Source organism: Pseudomonas sp. NPDC086251, assembly GCF_044746405.1.
GTDB lineage: Bacteria > Pseudomonadota > Gammaproteobacteria > Pseudomonadales > Pseudomonadaceae > Aquipseudomonas.
In genome coordinates this window covers 132997-147630 of sequence record NZ_JBIVBY010000020.1, presented here as the reverse complement: position 1 = coordinate 147630, position 14634 = coordinate 132997, and the positions used below count along the sequence as shown (strand labels likewise).

13 protein-coding genes are annotated in these 14634 nt (G+C 60.2%); 9 read left to right on the top strand and 4 right to left on the bottom strand.

The window, feature by feature from the left end:
* Nucleotides 1-373: 373 nt before the first annotated feature.
* Together ACIPL2_RS22730 and ACIPL2_RS22725 are read right to left on the bottom strand one after the other, a co-directional pair.
* Nucleotides 374-1867, bottom strand: a complete 1494-nt coding sequence (locus ACIPL2_RS22730) for a CoA-acylating methylmalonate-semialdehyde dehydrogenase (RefSeq protein WP_401359937.1) — start codon at nucleotides 1865-1867, stop codon at nucleotides 374-376.
* 59 nt (nucleotides 1868-1926) lie between these two features.
* The gene (locus ACIPL2_RS22725) at nucleotides 1927-3276 is read right to left on the bottom strand and encodes an aspartate aminotransferase family protein (protein ID WP_401359934.1); all 1350 of its coding nucleotides are present in this window, start codon (nucleotides 3274-3276) and stop codon (nucleotides 1927-1929) included.
* A 125-nt stretch (nucleotides 3277-3401) separates the two neighbouring features.
* Here ACIPL2_RS22725 and ACIPL2_RS22720 point away from each other — a divergent pair, with 125 nt between their 5' ends.
* The 6 genes from ACIPL2_RS22720 to ACIPL2_RS22695 all read left to right on the top strand — a co-directional run bounded on the left by ACIPL2_RS22720 (nucleotide 3402) and on the right by ACIPL2_RS22695 (nucleotide 9941).
* A complete protein-coding gene (locus tag ACIPL2_RS22720; protein WP_401359931.1) occupies nucleotides 3402-4322 on the top strand; it encodes a LysR family transcriptional regulator in 921 nt (306 codons plus the stop codon).
* Between the two features lie 197 nt (nucleotides 4323-4519).
* Nucleotides 4520-5170: a TetR/AcrR family transcriptional regulator gene (locus ACIPL2_RS22715; protein WP_401359929.1), complete on the top strand. Its 651-nt coding sequence runs from the start codon at nucleotides 4520-4522 to the stop codon at nucleotides 5168-5170.
* Nucleotides 5171-5177: 7 nt separating this feature from the next.
* Nucleotides 5178-5759, top strand: a complete 582-nt coding sequence (locus ACIPL2_RS22710; protein WP_401359927.1) for an IMPACT family protein — start codon at nucleotides 5178-5180, stop codon at nucleotides 5757-5759.
* Nucleotides 5760-6331: 572 nt separating this feature from the next.
* Nucleotides 6332-7897 (top strand): ABC transporter ATP-binding protein, encoded by a 1566-nt coding sequence (locus ACIPL2_RS22705; protein ID WP_401359925.1) that lies wholly within the window; start codon nucleotides 6332-6334, stop codon nucleotides 7895-7897.
* A gap of 11 nt (nucleotides 7898-7908) precedes the next feature.
* Nucleotides 7909-9015 carry an ABC transporter permease gene (locus ACIPL2_RS22700; RefSeq protein ID WP_401359922.1) on the top strand — a complete coding sequence of 369 codons (1107 nt, stop codon included), beginning with the start codon at nucleotides 7909-7911 and terminating at the stop codon, nucleotides 9013-9015.
* Nucleotides 9015-9941, top strand: a complete 927-nt coding sequence (locus ACIPL2_RS22695; protein WP_401359920.1) for an ABC transporter permease — start codon at nucleotides 9015-9017, stop codon at nucleotides 9939-9941. Before ACIPL2_RS22700 ends, ACIPL2_RS22695 begins: the two co-directional genes overlap by 1 nt.
* Before the next feature lie 41 nt (nucleotides 9942-9982).
* Here ACIPL2_RS22695 and ACIPL2_RS22690 read toward each other — a convergent pair whose 3' ends face one another.
* Entirely contained in the window at nucleotides 9983-10423 is a 441-nt protein-coding gene (locus tag ACIPL2_RS22690; RefSeq protein ID WP_401359917.1) for a hypothetical protein, read from the bottom strand.
* An 82-nt stretch (nucleotides 10424-10505) separates the two neighbouring features.
* Here ACIPL2_RS22690 and ACIPL2_RS22685 point away from each other — a divergent pair, with 82 nt between their 5' ends.
* The 3 genes from ACIPL2_RS22685 (at nucleotide 10506) to ACIPL2_RS22675 (ending at nucleotide 13184) form a co-directional block, all read left to right on the top strand.
* On the top strand, nucleotides 10506-10856 hold the full coding sequence (locus ACIPL2_RS22685) for a MerR family transcriptional regulator (protein WP_401359945.1): 351 nt from the start codon (nucleotides 10506-10508) through the stop codon (nucleotides 10854-10856).
* A 25-nt stretch (nucleotides 10857-10881) separates the two neighbouring features.
* The gene (locus ACIPL2_RS22680) at nucleotides 10882-11568 is read left to right on the top strand and encodes an SDR family oxidoreductase (RefSeq protein ID WP_401359915.1); all 687 of its coding nucleotides are present in this window, start codon (nucleotides 10882-10884) and stop codon (nucleotides 11566-11568) included.
* Between the two features lie 257 nt (nucleotides 11569-11825).
* A complete protein-coding gene (locus ACIPL2_RS22675) occupies nucleotides 11826-13184 on the top strand; it encodes an 8-oxoguanine deaminase (RefSeq protein ID WP_401359913.1) in 1359 nt (452 codons plus the stop codon).
* Between the two features lie 79 nt (nucleotides 13185-13263).
* Here ACIPL2_RS22675 and ACIPL2_RS22670 read toward each other — a convergent pair whose 3' ends face one another.
* Nucleotides 13264-14352, bottom strand: coding sequence for a calcium:proton antiporter (locus tag ACIPL2_RS22670; RefSeq protein WP_401359911.1), 1089 nt, complete (start codon nucleotides 14350-14352; stop codon nucleotides 13264-13266).
* Between the last annotated feature and the right edge of the window lie 282 nt (nucleotides 14353-14634).

Below are 14634 nucleotides of genomic sequence, written 5' to 3'. Positions count from 1 at the left end.
TCCTTTGCAACTTCAACCACTTGCGCTTCCGATCTCTCGTTAGCGGGAGGCGAATTCTACAGCGTTACTCGCTGCTGTCAACACCTCTTTTCCGCTGCTTTCGACCGAGAAGATCGAATCGTTGATAAGGCGACAACACACTGCCTTAAACAACTCCTTCCTGGCTTCGATGACCTGAAGCAACCTGCTGCCGAAAACTGCGTAACTCTTTGTTTACCAAGGAGTTTTCCGTTTCGACTGCGCCGGAAGTGGGGCGAATTATAGACACTCAGGATTTGCCGTCAACACCTATTTTCACAATTCTGTCATATACGTCAAAAAAGCCCTGAAACGAGAAGGCCGGCCCCAAGGGGCCGGCCTTCTTCCCTTCTACTTACAAGCTAGGGAATGCGAATTGCGAAGCTTCGTGGCTCGCACGCTGCGGCCAGCGCTGGGTGATGGCCTTGCGGCGGGTGTAGAAACGCACGCCATCCGGGCCGTATGCATGCAAGTCGCCGAACAGCGAACGCTTCCAGCCACCAAAGCTGTGGTAAGCCACTGGCACCGGCAACGGCACGTTAACGCCAACCATGCCCACTTCGATCTCGTCGCAGAACAACCTTGCCGCTTCGCCATCACGGGTAAAGATGCAGGTGCCGTTACCGTACTCGTGATCGTTGATCAGTTGCATGGCTTCTTCCAGGCTGTTGACCCGAACGACGCACAGCACCGGCCCGAAGATTTCTTCTTTATAGATGCGCATCTCTGGCGTGACGTTATCGAACAGGCAACCACCCAGGAAGAAACCTTCCTCATGACCCGCCACGCTCAGACCACGACCATCGACGACCAACGAGGCACCGGCCGAAACGCCGTCTTCTATATAGCCACTGACTTTGTCACGCGCCTGACCGGAAACCAGTGGCCCCATGTCCAGGCCGCAGGTCGTACCGGCACCGATTTTCAACGCCTTGATCTGCGGCGTCAGTTTGGCCACCAACGCATCCGCCACCTGGTCACCGACGCACACGGCCACCGAGATCGCCATGCAACGCTCGCCGCAGGAACCATAAGCCGCGCCCATCAGCGCGCTGACGGCGTTATCCAGATCCGCATCCGGCATCAGCACCGCATGGTTCTTCGCCCCGCCCAGCGCCTGGACGCGTTTGCCGCGTTTGGTGCCTTCGGCGTAGATGTATTCGGCAATCGGCGTCGAGCCCACAAAGCTCAGTGCCTTGACTTCCGGCGCTTCGATCAGCGCATCCACCGCAGCCTTGTCGCCGTGCACCACACTCAACACGCCTTTCGGCAGACCGGCCTCGATCAATAGCTGAGCGATCAACAGCGTGGAACTTGGATCACGCTCCGACGGTTTGAGGATGAAGCAGTTGCCGCAGACGATCGCCAGTGGATACATCCACAGCGGCACCATCGCCGGGAAGTTGAACGGAGTGATACCAGCGACCACGCCCAGCGGCTGGAAGTCCGACCAGGCATCAATGTTCGGGCCGACGTTACGGCTGTACTCGCCCTTGAGAATTTCCGGCGCCGCACACGCGAACTCGACGTTCTCGATACCGCGTTTCAATTCACCGGCAGCATCTTCCAGCGTCTTCCCGTGTTCTTCGCTGATCAGTTGCGCGATGCGCGCTTCGTTCTGTTCCAGCAGTTGCTTGAAACGGAACATCACCTGCGCACGTTTGGCCGGTGGCGTGTTGCGCCAGGCCGGGAATGCAGCCTTGGCCGAGTCGATGGCTTTCTGGATGGTTTCGCGGCTGGCCAATGGCAGCTTGTGGATCGCCTGGCCAGTGGACGGGTTGAACACGTCAGCGGTACGACCTTCTTCGGTCACCAGTTCGCCATTGATCAAATGCGGGATAAGACTCATGTAACGCTCCTGAAAAATTGTTCACAGGCGCCCGCTGAAGGGCGCCTCTATAGAGAAAATCAGTCGATCTTGTTCAGCACTTCGCCGACCGCATCGAACAGGCGATCAAGGTCTTGCGGCTTGCTGTTGAAGGTTGGGCCGAACTGCAGGGTGTCGCCGCCGAAGCGCACGTAGAACCCGGCTTTCCACAGCGCCATGCCCGCCTCGAACGGACGCACGATGGCATCGCCGTCACGTGGCGCGATCTGGATCGCACCGGCCAGGCCGTAGTTACGGATATCGATAATGTTCTTCGAACCTTTCAGGCCGTGCAGCGCATTTTCGAAATGCGGTGCGACGTCGGCCACGCTCTGCACCAGGTTTTCCTTTTGCAGCAGGTCGAGTGCAGCCAGGCCAGCGGCGCACGCCACCGGGTGCGCGGAGTAGGTGTAGCCGTGCGGGAATTCCACCGCGTACTCAGGCGTCGCCTGGTTCATGAAGGTCTGATAAATCTCGGAGCTGGCAATCACCGCGCCCATCGGGATCGCGCCGTTGGTGACTTGCTTGGCGATGCACATCAGGTCCGGGGTCACGCCGAAGGTATCGGCACCGAACATTTTGCCGGTACGACCGAAACCGGTGATCACTTCGTCGAACACCAGCAGGATGTTGTGCTGATCGCAGATCTCGCGCAGACGCTTGAGGTAACCCTGTGGCGGAACCAGCACGCCAGCGGAACCGGCCAATGGCTCGACGAACACGGCGGCGATGTTGGACGCGTCATGCAGTTCGATCAACTTCAGCAGCTCGTCGGCCAGAGCAATACCACCCAGCTCCGGCATGCCACGCGAATATGCATTGCTCGCCAGCAAGGTGTGCGGCAGGTGATCGACGTCCATCATCGCCTGACCGAACATTTTGCGGTTGCCGTTCACGCCGCCGAGGCTGGTGCCGGCGATGTTCACGCCGTGGTAACCACGGGCACGGCCGATCATTTTGGTCTTGGTGGCCTGGCCTTTCAGGCGCCAATAAGCGCGGACCATCTTCACCGCGGTGTCCGCGCACTCGGAACCCGAGTCGGTGAAGAACACGTGGTTCAGATTGCCCGGGGTCAGGTCGGTGATCTTTTCAGCCAGCTGGAACGACAGCGGATGGCCGTACTGGAAGCCCGGCGAGTAATCGAGGGTGCCCAATTGTTTGGAGACCGCTTCCTGGATTTCCTTGCGAGTGTGCCCGGCGCCGCAGGTCCACAGACCGGACAGCGAGTCATAGACCTTGCGGCCCTTGTCGTCGGTCAGCCAGCTACCTTCCGCCGCCACAATCAGTCGCGGGTCGCGCTGGAAATTACGGTTGGCGGTGTAAGGCATCCAGTGAGCATCGAGCTTGAGCTGGCTGGCCAGGGAAGACGGGGCGTTTTCGGGCAAGTTCATGGGGCAAAACCTCGCAGGGCAATGAGCGACATGGAGATGAAAAGCGTTCTTGCAGCTAAATTGCCACGGGGATAAAGTCGGTGAAATCCAACTCTTCTAACGTTCAGTCAGGTATTCACTAAACTATGAGCAGCCGTCGACCCGATCCATTGGCGCAAGTCAGTGACTTTGATATCCGCCTGCTGCGGATTTTTCGCAGCGTCGTGGAATGCGGCGGTTTCTCCGCGGCGGAATCGGTGCTGGGGATCGGCCGTTCGGCCATCAGCCAGCAGATGAGCGACCTTGAGCAGCGCCTCGGTTTGCGCCTGTGCCAACGCGGTCGCGCCGGGTTTTCCCTGACTGAAGAAGGTCGCGAGGTCTATCAATCGGCGTTGCAACTATTAAGTGCGCTGGAAAGTTTTCGCACCGAGGTCAATGGCCTGCACCAGCATTTACGCGGCGAATTGACCATCGGCCTGACCGACAACCTGGTCACCCTCCCCCACATGCGCATCACCCACGCCTTGGCGCAATTGAAGGAGCGCGGCCCGGACGTGCAGATTCAGATCCGCATGATCGCGCCCAACGAAGTCGAGCAAGGCGTGCTCGATGGTCGCTTGCATGTCGGCGTGGTGCCGCAGGCCAGCGCACTGTCAGGGCTGGAATATCAGCCGCTCTACAGCGAACGTTCGCTGCTGTATTGCGCGGTCGGCCATCCGCTGTTTTATGTCGACGACAAACAACTGGACGACGAGCGCCTCAACAGCCAGGACGCGATCGCCCCGACCTTTCGTTTGCCCGCGGAAATCCAGGCGCATTACCAGGCGCTCAATTGCACCGCCAGTGCTTCCGACCGCGAAGGCATGGCGTTTTTGATCCTGACCGGGCGCTACATCGGCTACCTGCCGGATCACTACGCCGCCCTCTGGGTGCAGCAAGGCCGACTGCGCGCACTGAAACCAACAGCGCGGTTTTATGACCTGAGCCTCGCGTCGGTCACCCGCAAAGGCCGTCGCCCGCATTTGGTGCTGGAAAGCTTCCTCGAGAGCCTCGCCGCTACACGCTGAAACCCTGTAGGAGCCGAGCTTGCTCGCGAAGGCGGCTTAACATTCAACATTAATGGTGACTGACACGCCGCCTTCGCGAGCAAGCTCGGCGCCTACAGGAATTGGAGGGCAGGTTTTATTGCGGCAGGACTTGTCTGGAGCCTGTGGGTGCGCTATCAACGCATTGGCTGCACCCACCCACCTGTTCGGAAGTGCCTATGACCTTTGAAGTCCCAGCTCACGGCGGCAAACCTGCCAGTCGCATTCGTCAGAAGAACGAAGAGACCATCATCAAAGCCGCCGAAGACGAGTTCGCCCGTCACGGGTTCAAAGGCACCAGCATGAACACCATCGCCCTGAATGCCGGGTTGCCGAAAGCGAACCTGCATTACTACTTCACCAACAAACTCGGTTTGTACGTGGCGGTACTGAGCAACATCCTCCAGTTGTGGGACAGCACCTTCAACACCCTGACCGCCGAGGATGATCCGGCCGAAGCACTGACGCGATACATCCGCGCCAAGATGGAATTCTCCCGTCGCCAGCCGCAGGCCTCGCGAATCTTCGCCATGGAAGTCATCAGCGGTGGCGAATGCCTGACCGAGTATTTCAACCAGGACTATCGCGCCTGGTTCCAGGGCCGCGCGGCGGTGTTCCAGGCGTGGATCGATGCCGGCAAAATGGACCCGGTCGACCCGGTGAACCTGATCTTCCTGTTGTGGGGCAGCACCCAGCATTACGCCGATTTCGCCACCCAGATTTGCCGTGTCACCGGGCGCACCAAGTTGACCAAGCAGGACATGGAAGACGCCGGGAACAACCTGACCCGCATCATTCTCAAGGGCTGCGGCCTGACGCCAGCGATCTAAGACGCTTATGCCTTTTACCCTCAGCGGTTTTTGTGAATACCGCGAAGACATTCGCAAAAGCCGCTTCATCACCTTCGCCGCGCCGATAAGCAACCCCGCTGAAGCCCAGGCATTCATCGAACAGCACAGCGACCTGAACGCCTCGCACAATTGTTGGGCGTGGAAGTTTGGCGACCAATACCGCAGCAACGATGATGGCGAGCCTGGCGGCACGGCGGGCCGGCCGATCCTGGCCGCGATCGAAGCGCAGGATTGTGACCAGGTCGCGGTGCTGGTGATTCGTTGGTATGGCGGCATTCAGCTGGGCACCGGTGGCCTCGCGCGGGCGTATGGCGGCGGTGCCAATAAATGCCTGCAAGGGGCGCCGAAGGTTGAGTTGATCAGTCGGGTGCCGGTGAGTTGTGCCTGTGCGTTTGGCGAGTTGGCGCTGGTGAAGCTTCGGGTGGCGGAATTGGGTGGGTTGGTTGTACGAGAGGATTTCACGGCCAACGGGGTTGAACTGCAATTGGCTGTTGGCGAAGGGCAGATTGAAACATTGCAATTGCAGCTGGCGGATTTGAGTCGTGGGCGCATTCTCTTGCAGCGGTAAAACAAGGTCAAAAGATCGCAGCCTCGTTTCACTCGACAGCTCCTACAGGGATTGGGCATGAGTGATTTTCTGTGCGTTCCACACTTGCCCACATCTGCTGTGCACCCGGCTGTGGATAACCTGAGCACATACGGCTGTAACCCTTCTGTCATGCGGCTTTGCGGGCTTTGTTCATTTTTCGTCCAATCTACTGTCGAAAATGCCAAATTCACATAAAAACATAGAGTTAGAGCGGTTTATCACCTTTAGTAGATAGCCGCCCGGTGCTTATGCCCGACCTTTGCGCTTGCACACAAATACTGTGGAGCAACCTGTGGATAACCCGTTCATGCCTGTCGCCGCCCCGTATCCGGCATGGCTTGCGCGGGGTTGCTCGTTTTTTGACCATATTGTTACGGGCAAAAACCGAGCCTGATCAACGGCTTTGCTCTCGATTGGTGCCTGAGTCTGAATCGGCACTGCGCCAAGCCGCGTACTCAACGCCTTGGCTTTTAAGGCTTTGCGGCTTTCCTGACTCAATGGCCAGGAAATTGCTTTATCCACAGGCATTACTTCATCGACCCGAGCCTGTCATGCCCAACCCCGTGCCGATCCCCAATAAAACGCCTCGCCTGCAACTGCGCAACATCAGCAAACGCTACCCCGGTTGCCTGGCCAACGACGCCATCGACCTGAGCATTGCTCCCGGTGAAATCCACGCCCTGCTCGGTGAAAACGGCGCAGGCAAAAGCACGCTGATGAAGATTATCTACGGCGTCACCCACGCCGATTCGGGGGAAGTGCTCTGGCAAGGGCAACGTGTCTCCCTGCGCAACCCGGCCCAGGCGCGAAGCCTGGGGATCGGCATGGTGTTCCAGCATTTCTCGTTGTTCGAAACCCTGAGCGTGGCGCAGAACATTGCACTGGCGATTGGCGCGGCGGCCGGTACGCCGACACAGCTTGAGCCGAAAATCCGTGAGGTGTCGCGGCGCTACGGCATGGCGCTGGAACCGGAGCGACTTGTCCACAGCCTGTCCATCGGCGAACGTCAGCGGGTGGAAATCGTTCGTTGCCTGATGCAGGACATCCGCCTGCTGATTCTCGATGAGCCGACCTCGGTACTGACGCCGCAGGAGGCCGAGGAATTGTTCGTCACCCTGCGCCGGTTGGCGGCTGAGGGCTGCAGCATTCTGTTTATCAGTCACAAGCTCGGTGAAGTCCGCGCGTTGTGCCACAGCGCGACCGTACTGCGCGGCGGACGGGTGGCCGGGCATTGCGTGCCGGCCGAGTGTTCGGATCAGCAACTGGCACGGTTGATGGTCGGTGAAGCGGCCGAGCTGATAGCGGACTATCCGAAGGTCACGGGCGGCGATACTTTTTTGGCCGTAAGCGGATTGTCCTGGCACAACCCGGACCCGTTCGGCTGCTCGCTGAAAGACATCGATCTGGAAGTGCGCAGTGGCGAAATTGTTGGGATCGCTGGCGTGGCTGGCAACGGTCAGGATGAATTGCTGGCCTTGCTCAGCGGCGAAGAACGCCTGCACCGCAACGAGGGCAAGACGATCAGTTTCGGCGGCCAACCCGTGGCGCACTTGCGCCCGGATGCTCGACGCAAACTCGGCTTGGCCTTCGTCCCAGCCGAGCGTCTGGGGCATGGCGCGGTGCCGGAGTTGAGCCTGGCAGACAACGCCTTGCTCACCGCATTTCAACAGGGACTGGTGAGCAAAGGCCTGATCCAGCGCGGCAAGGTTGAAGCCCTGGCCGAGGACATCATTCGCCGCTTCGGGGTCAAGACGCCCGATACACAGGCACCCGCGCGCAGCCTCTCCGGCGGCAACTTGCAGAAATTCATCCTCGGCCGGGAAATCCTCCAACAGCCGAAACTGTTGGTGGCCGCGCACCCGACCTGGGGCGTGGATGTCGGTGCGGCCGCGACCATTCACCGGGCGCTGATTGCCTTGCGCGATGCCGGCGCGGCCATTCTGGTGATCTCCGAAGACCTCGACGAACTGTTCCAGATCTGTGATCGGCTCGGCGCGTTGTGCAGCGGTCGACTGTCGCCGCTCAAGGCGACCGTCGACACCCGGCTCGGCGACGTCGGCGGCTGGATGGCCGGCCAGTTCGATGCCCCTCAATCACCCGCGTCCGCAATGGTTTAACGGAGTTACCCATGCTGCTTTCTCTCGAACCCCGTGGCCAGCAATCGCGCCTGATGTTGTGGTGCTCGCCATTACTGGCGGCGGTCCTGACATTGGGCTGTGGCTCGTTGCTGTTTATCGCGCTGGGCCACGACCCGTTGCTGACCTTGCACACGCTGCTGATCGCGCCGATCAGCGACGTGTATGGCGTCTCTGAATTGTTGGTCAAGGCATTACCGATTCTGCTCTGCGCGTTGGGGTTGGCCGTGGCCTATCAAGCGCGGATCTGGAACATCGGCGCTGAAGGTCAGCTGCTGCTCGGCGCGTTGGCCGGCAGTGCGTTGGCCGTGAACATCATCGATGTGCAAAGCCGCTGGGCGCTGGTGTTGATCCTGCTCACCGGCACCCTGGCCGGCGCGGCGTGGGCCGGGTTGACGGCGTGGTTACGCACGCGTTTCAACGCCAACGAAATCCTCACCAGCATCATGCTCAATTACATCGCCCTGAACCTGCTGCTGTTCTGCGTGCACGGACCACTGAAGGATCCCGCCGGGTTCAACTTTCCAGAGTCGGCGATGTTTGGCGATGCCAGCCGGTTGCCGTTGTTGATCGAGGATGGTCGGGTTCATGCCGGGGTGTATTTCGCCTTGCTCGCGCTGGTGGCGGTGTGGGTGCTGCTGCAGAAAAGCTTCGTCGGGTTCCAGATCAAAGTGCTCGGGCTGGACAAGCGCGCTGCCGGTTTTGTCGGCTTTCGCGAGAAGCGCCTGATTTGGTTGGCGCTGTTGATCAGCGGCGGTTTGGCGGGGTTGGCCGGGGTCTGCGAAGTCACCGGCCCCATCGGCCAATTGGTCCCGCAGGTGTCTCCGGGCTACGGCTATGCGGCGATCACCGTGGCATTTCTCGGGCGGCTGAATCCCATTGGTATTTTGTTTTCCAGCCTGTTGATGGCGCTGCTGTACATCGGTGGCGAAAGCGCGCAAATGAGCATGAACCTGCCGCAAGCGATCACCCAATTGTTCCAGGGAATGATGCTGTTTTTCCTGCTGGCCAGTGACGTGCTGATTCTTTATCGACTGCGTTTGAACCTGCGCTGGGTTCGCCGTGCGCCAACCACCGCCGTACGCGCAGGAGCGCTGTGATGGATATCGATCTGCTGAGCAATATTTTCTACGCCATGGTCCGTTGCGGTACGCCGTTGCTGTTGGTCGCTCTCGGTGAATTGATCTGCGAGAAGAGCGGCGTCCTCAATCTGGGGCAGGAAGGCATGATGCTGTTTGGCGCGGTGATCGGTTTTATCGTCGCGCTGAACAGCGGCAACCTGTGGCTTGGTGTGTTGTTGGCGATGCTGGCCGGGACGTTGCTGTCGTCGCTGTTTGCGTTGGTCGCGCTGGTGTTCAATGCCAATCAGGTGGCCACCGGGTTGGCGTTGACGATCTTCGGCGTGGGGCTGTCGACGTTTGTCGGCGCGGCGTGGGTCGGTAAACCGCTGGCGGGCTTCGAGCCGGTGGCGATTCCTTATCTGAGTGAAATCCCGCTGATCGGGCGGATGCTGTTTGCCCAGGATTGGCTGGTGTATCTGTCGTTCGCGGTGTTTGCGCTGGTGGCTTGGGTGATTCTGAAAAGCCGTGTCGGGCTGATCATTCAGGCCGTCGGGGAAAACCCGGATGCGGCCAGTGCGATGGGGTTGCCGGTGTTGGCTGTGCGTACCTTGGCGGTGTTGTTTGGCGGCGCGATGGCTGGATTGGCCGGGGCTTATTTGTCGCTGGCGTACACGCCGATGTGGGCGGAGAACATGAGCGCCGGGCGCGGCTGGATTGCCCTGGCGCTGGTGGTGTTTGCCAGTTGGCGGGTGTGGCGGTTGCTACTGGGGGCGTATCTGTTCGGGCTCGCCAGCATCCTGCATTTGGTGGCGCAGGGGTTGGGGCTGGCGATTCCGTCGAGCCTGCTGGCGATGCTGCCGTATGTCGCGACGATTGTGGTGCTGGTGCTGTTATCGCGGGATGCGCTTCGGACGCGGTTGTATGCGCCGGTGTCGTTGGGGCAGCCGTGGCAGGGCGGGCATTAGGCGGTGGCCTGTTCGGGCCTCTTCGCGGGCAAGCCTCGCTCCTACGGGGTTTGCGTCGCTCTTGTAGGAGCGAGGCTTGCCCGCGAAGGCGCCCGAACAGGCAACACCTGAACAACACCCCACGCCAATTCAAAGAACAGGAAAATCACCAACAACGAACTGGCACCATGAACCAGGGCATACAGCTGCCAAGCTGAAAACAGGAATCTGCCCGCCGCGTCATACCGACCGTAAATCTGCTGCGGATCACGAATCCGCAGCACCGCCCACACGCACACAATCGAGCCCAACAGATTCGCCATCAGCATGTGCATCGGCTCGAACGCCGGCAACTCGCCCGACAAGTTGAACGCCTGACTCACACTCGACAACAGCCCATGCAACGCCGCAAAACTCCACGGGGTCGCAAACGCCGCCGTGACGATCAGGTCGTACCACGCGCTGCCGCGCACCAGTTGACGATATTGCGCAGAAGTCCACATCCGTCGTGCTCCAAAAAATCAGGGAGCAACAAGGCTAAAGCCTGGAGTATGCTCCAGGGTCAAGCCCTCTCGAGACGTCATGATGCGCATCGGTGAATTAGCCTTGGCCAGCGCCGTCAGCCGCGACACGCTGCGTTTCTACGAGCAGCGCGGACTCATCGCGGCGCAACGCAGCGCCAACGGTTATCGCGACTATCCACCGGACATGGTGCAACTGGTGCTGTACATCAAGACCGCTCAACGGCTGGGCTTTACCCTCGGCGAGATCGGCAGCAGCGTCGCCGCATTGTGGCAGTCGCCCGATCCGGACAGCGCCGTCACGCAATTGCTGCAAGACAAGCTCAAGCTGATTGAAACCCGCATGGACGAACTCGGTGCGTTGCGTCAGGAGTTGCAGCAACGCATCGGGCAACGTTGCCCATTGAATCCGTGATCCTCATTTATCAAGGAAGCCACTTATGTCCAAGGCAAAAACCGCACTCATCATCGGCGCCTCCCGGGGCCTGGGCCTCGGTCTGGTGAAAACCTTGCTGGCCGACGGCTGGCAAGTCACCGCCACCGTGCGCAACCCGCAGAACGCCGAAGCCTTGCAGGCCTTGGGCAAGGTGCGGATCGAGAAACTCGACATGGATGATCAGCAGGCAGTCATCGCCCTCAGCCAACAGCTCAAGGGCGAAGTGTTTGACCTGTTGTTCGTCAATGCCGGGGTCAAAGGGCCCGAGGTCCAGACGCCGGGTGGCGCGACGCTGGCCGAAGTTGGTCAGTTGTTTTTCACCAACGCGGTGGCGCCGATCAACCTGGCCCAGCGTTTCGCCGGGCAGATTCGTGCGGAAACCGGCGTGCTGGCGTTCATGAGCTCGGTGCTCGGCAGCGTGACCATGCCGGACGCCCCGGAACTGGCGCTGTACAAGGCGAGTAAAGCCGCGCTGAATTCCATGACCAACAGTTTCGTCACGCAGTTGGGCGAGCAAAAACTCACCGTGCTGTCGCTGCATCCGGGTTGGGTGAAGACCGACATGGGCGGTGAAGGTGCGGATATCGATGTGGACACCAGCACGCGCGGATTGGTTGATCAGGTGAATGCGTATACCGGCAAGGGTGGGCATCACTTCGTGAACTACCGGGGTGAAACCATTCCCTGGTAACCCCTGAATACCTTGTAGGTGCGAGGCTTGCCCGCGAAGGCGGTGTCTCATGCAACATCGGTGTCGACTGACACTCAGCCTTCGCGGGCAAGCCTCGCTCCTACAGGTCAGGCGTCGGGTCCGAGCGCGGCGGGCTTGCCCACAACGCGCTTTTGTTCGAAACTTCGCACCTCGCCTCCCCGGCGACCCTGGATCAGCAGACAGGGTAATCACTGAGCTGGCAACCCTGAACCCCACTTTCAGAGGAGCCGGCCAACATGCCTGCGACCCGTACCTGGTTAAAAAACCCCCTCGCCATTTTCACGGCCAACGCGCTCGATGCCCGTGGCGGCCTGGTGCTGCAAGACGGCTTGATCGTCGAAGTGCTTGCCGCTGGCCAGCAACCTTCCGCGCCCTGTGGACACGTCTTCGATGCCCGCGAGCATGTGATCCTGCCGGGCCTGATCAACACCCATCATCACTTCTACCAAACCCTGACCCGCGCCTGGGCGCCGGTGGTCAATCAGCCATTGTTCCCGTGGCTGAAAACCCTGTACCCGGTGTGGGCGCGCCTTACCCCTGAAAAACTCGCCCTCGCCAGCAAAGTCGCGTTGGCTGAGTTGCTGCTGTCCGGTTGCACCACGGCCGCCGATCACCATTATCTGTTTCCCGAAGGCCTGGAAAATGCGATCGATGTGCAAGTCGAAAGCGTGCGCGAACTGGGCATGCGCGCCATGCTCACGCGCGGCTCGATGAGCCTCGGCGAAAAGGACGGTGGCCTGCCACCGCAGCAGACCGTGCAGGAAGGCGAAGTGATCCTCGCCGACAGTCAGCGCTTGATCGCCGAGTACCACGAACGCGGCGATGGTGCGCAAATCCAGATCGCCCTGGCACCCTGCTCGCCGTTCTCGGTCACCCCGGAAATCATGTCCGCCAGCGCCGATCTGGCGAACAATCTCGACGTACGCCTGCACACGCACCTGGCGGAAACCCTCGACGAAGAAGATTTCTGCCTGCAACGCTTCGGCCTGCGCACCGTGGATTACCTGGACAGCGTCGGCTGGCTCGGCCCGCGCACCTGGCTGGCCCACGGCATCCATTTCAACCCGGACGAAATCGCCCGCCTCGGCGCGGCCGGCACCGGGATCTGCCATTGCCCGAGCTCGAACATGCGCCTGGCTTCCGGCATTTGCCCGACACTGGATCTGACCGCAGCGGGCGCGTTACTGGGCTTGGGCGTGGACGGTTCGGCGTCGAACGATGCCTCGAACATGATGCTCGAAACCCGCCAGGCGCTGTACATTCAGCGGCTGCGTTACGGCGCGGAGAAGATCACGCCGGAGCTGGTGTTGGGTTGGGCGACCAAGGGTTCGGCGAGTTTGCTCGGGCGTAGCGATATCGGTGAGCTGGCGGTGGGCAAGCAGGCGGATCTGGCGTTGTTCAAGCTCGATGAGCTGCGTTTTTCCGGCAGTCATGATCCGGTGTCGGCGTTGCTGTTGTGCGGCGCGGATCGGGCGGACCGGGTGATGATTGGCGGTAAATGGCGGGTGATTGATGGGCAGGTGGAAGGGTTGGATCTCAAAGGCCTGATCGCCGATCACAGCCAGGCGGCTCGGCAGTTGATCAGCGGCGTCTGATCGGACGCCTTCGCGGGCAAGCCTCGCTCCTACAGGGATCGCGCCGAACCTGTAGGAGCGAGGCTTGCCCGCGAAGCTTTTAGAGGCCCAACAGCGACAACATGATAAACGTCGCAAACAACACAAAGTGGGTCATGCCTTCGATGGCGTTGGTTTCGCCGTCGTTAAGGTTGATTGCACTAACGATCAAGGTAAGAAAGATCATCACCGTCTGCACCGGCGTCATTGCCATCTGGAACGGCTGGCCGGTGTAGAGCGCCATCGCCTCCATCACCGGCACCGTCAGGATCACCGTCGACAGCGATGCGCCCATGGCGATGTTGACCACCGATTGCATGCGATTGGCCAACGCCGCGCGCAACGCGGTCAAAATCTCCGGCGCCGCGGAAATCGCCGCCACCAGGATCGCCGTGATCACCGGCGGGGCGCCCGTCCCTTCCAGGCCCAGATCAAGGGTCTTGGACATCACTTCGGCCAATGCGCCAATCACCACCACGCCAAACACCAACGTGCCGATACTCAGGGCCAGATTGATCGGCTGCGGTTCTTCGGCGGGTTCTTTTTTGCGGCGTTTTTCCGGGTAGCTGTAGCTGAAAAAGTAACTGTGCGGCCCGACCTGCATGCGCAGGAACAATGCGTAAAGCACCACCATCGCGCCAATAGTGAACGCCGAATACATCTTCCAGTTGGCCTCGGGAATGAACTCTGGCACCACCATGGAAACGCCCATGGCGGTGAGGATCATCACGCTGTAGCTGCGCGCCGAGTCATCGTTGTAGGACTGTTCGCCGTGCTTGATCCCACCCATCAACGCCGCCAGGCCGAGGATGCCGTTGATGTCGAGCATCACCGCCGAATAAATCGTGTCGCGCACCAAAGTCTTTGAAGCTTCATTGCTCATCATGATCGCCAGGATCACCACTTCCACCAGCACAGCCGCCAGGGTCAGGATCATCGTGCCGTAAGGGTCACCGACTTTTTCGGCGAGCAGTTCCGCCTGATGGGCGACGCGCATGGACGCAGCGACGATGAATGCAATCAGCACCAGCCCGGATACCAGCGCGATGGGCTGGCCATTGCTGAGCATCCAGTGCTCCATCGGATAGGCAACGACGGCAGCGATCAGGGCCAGCAGCAGAAAACTTTCTTGCTTGAGGAATGTGAGCATGGCGGGCCTTTTTGCCGAGTGGGGCGAAATCAGTGGGGTGAGCTACTGACTGCGGGGCGGCGCTAACGTTTCGTTACACCTTAGCGCACCAGTGGGTGGCGGCTGGTTTCAGTCGTGCACTTTTATTGGCCTTGCGGGCCTCTTCGCGGGCAAGCCTCGCTCCTACAGGGATCACGCTGGACCTATACGCCCGCGAAGGCCGTTACACGGTTTCAGCCATTTGTTGTCCTGTTGGTCAGTCATTTGCATTGACCCTGCCAACCTCACAACAACATGGAGTTC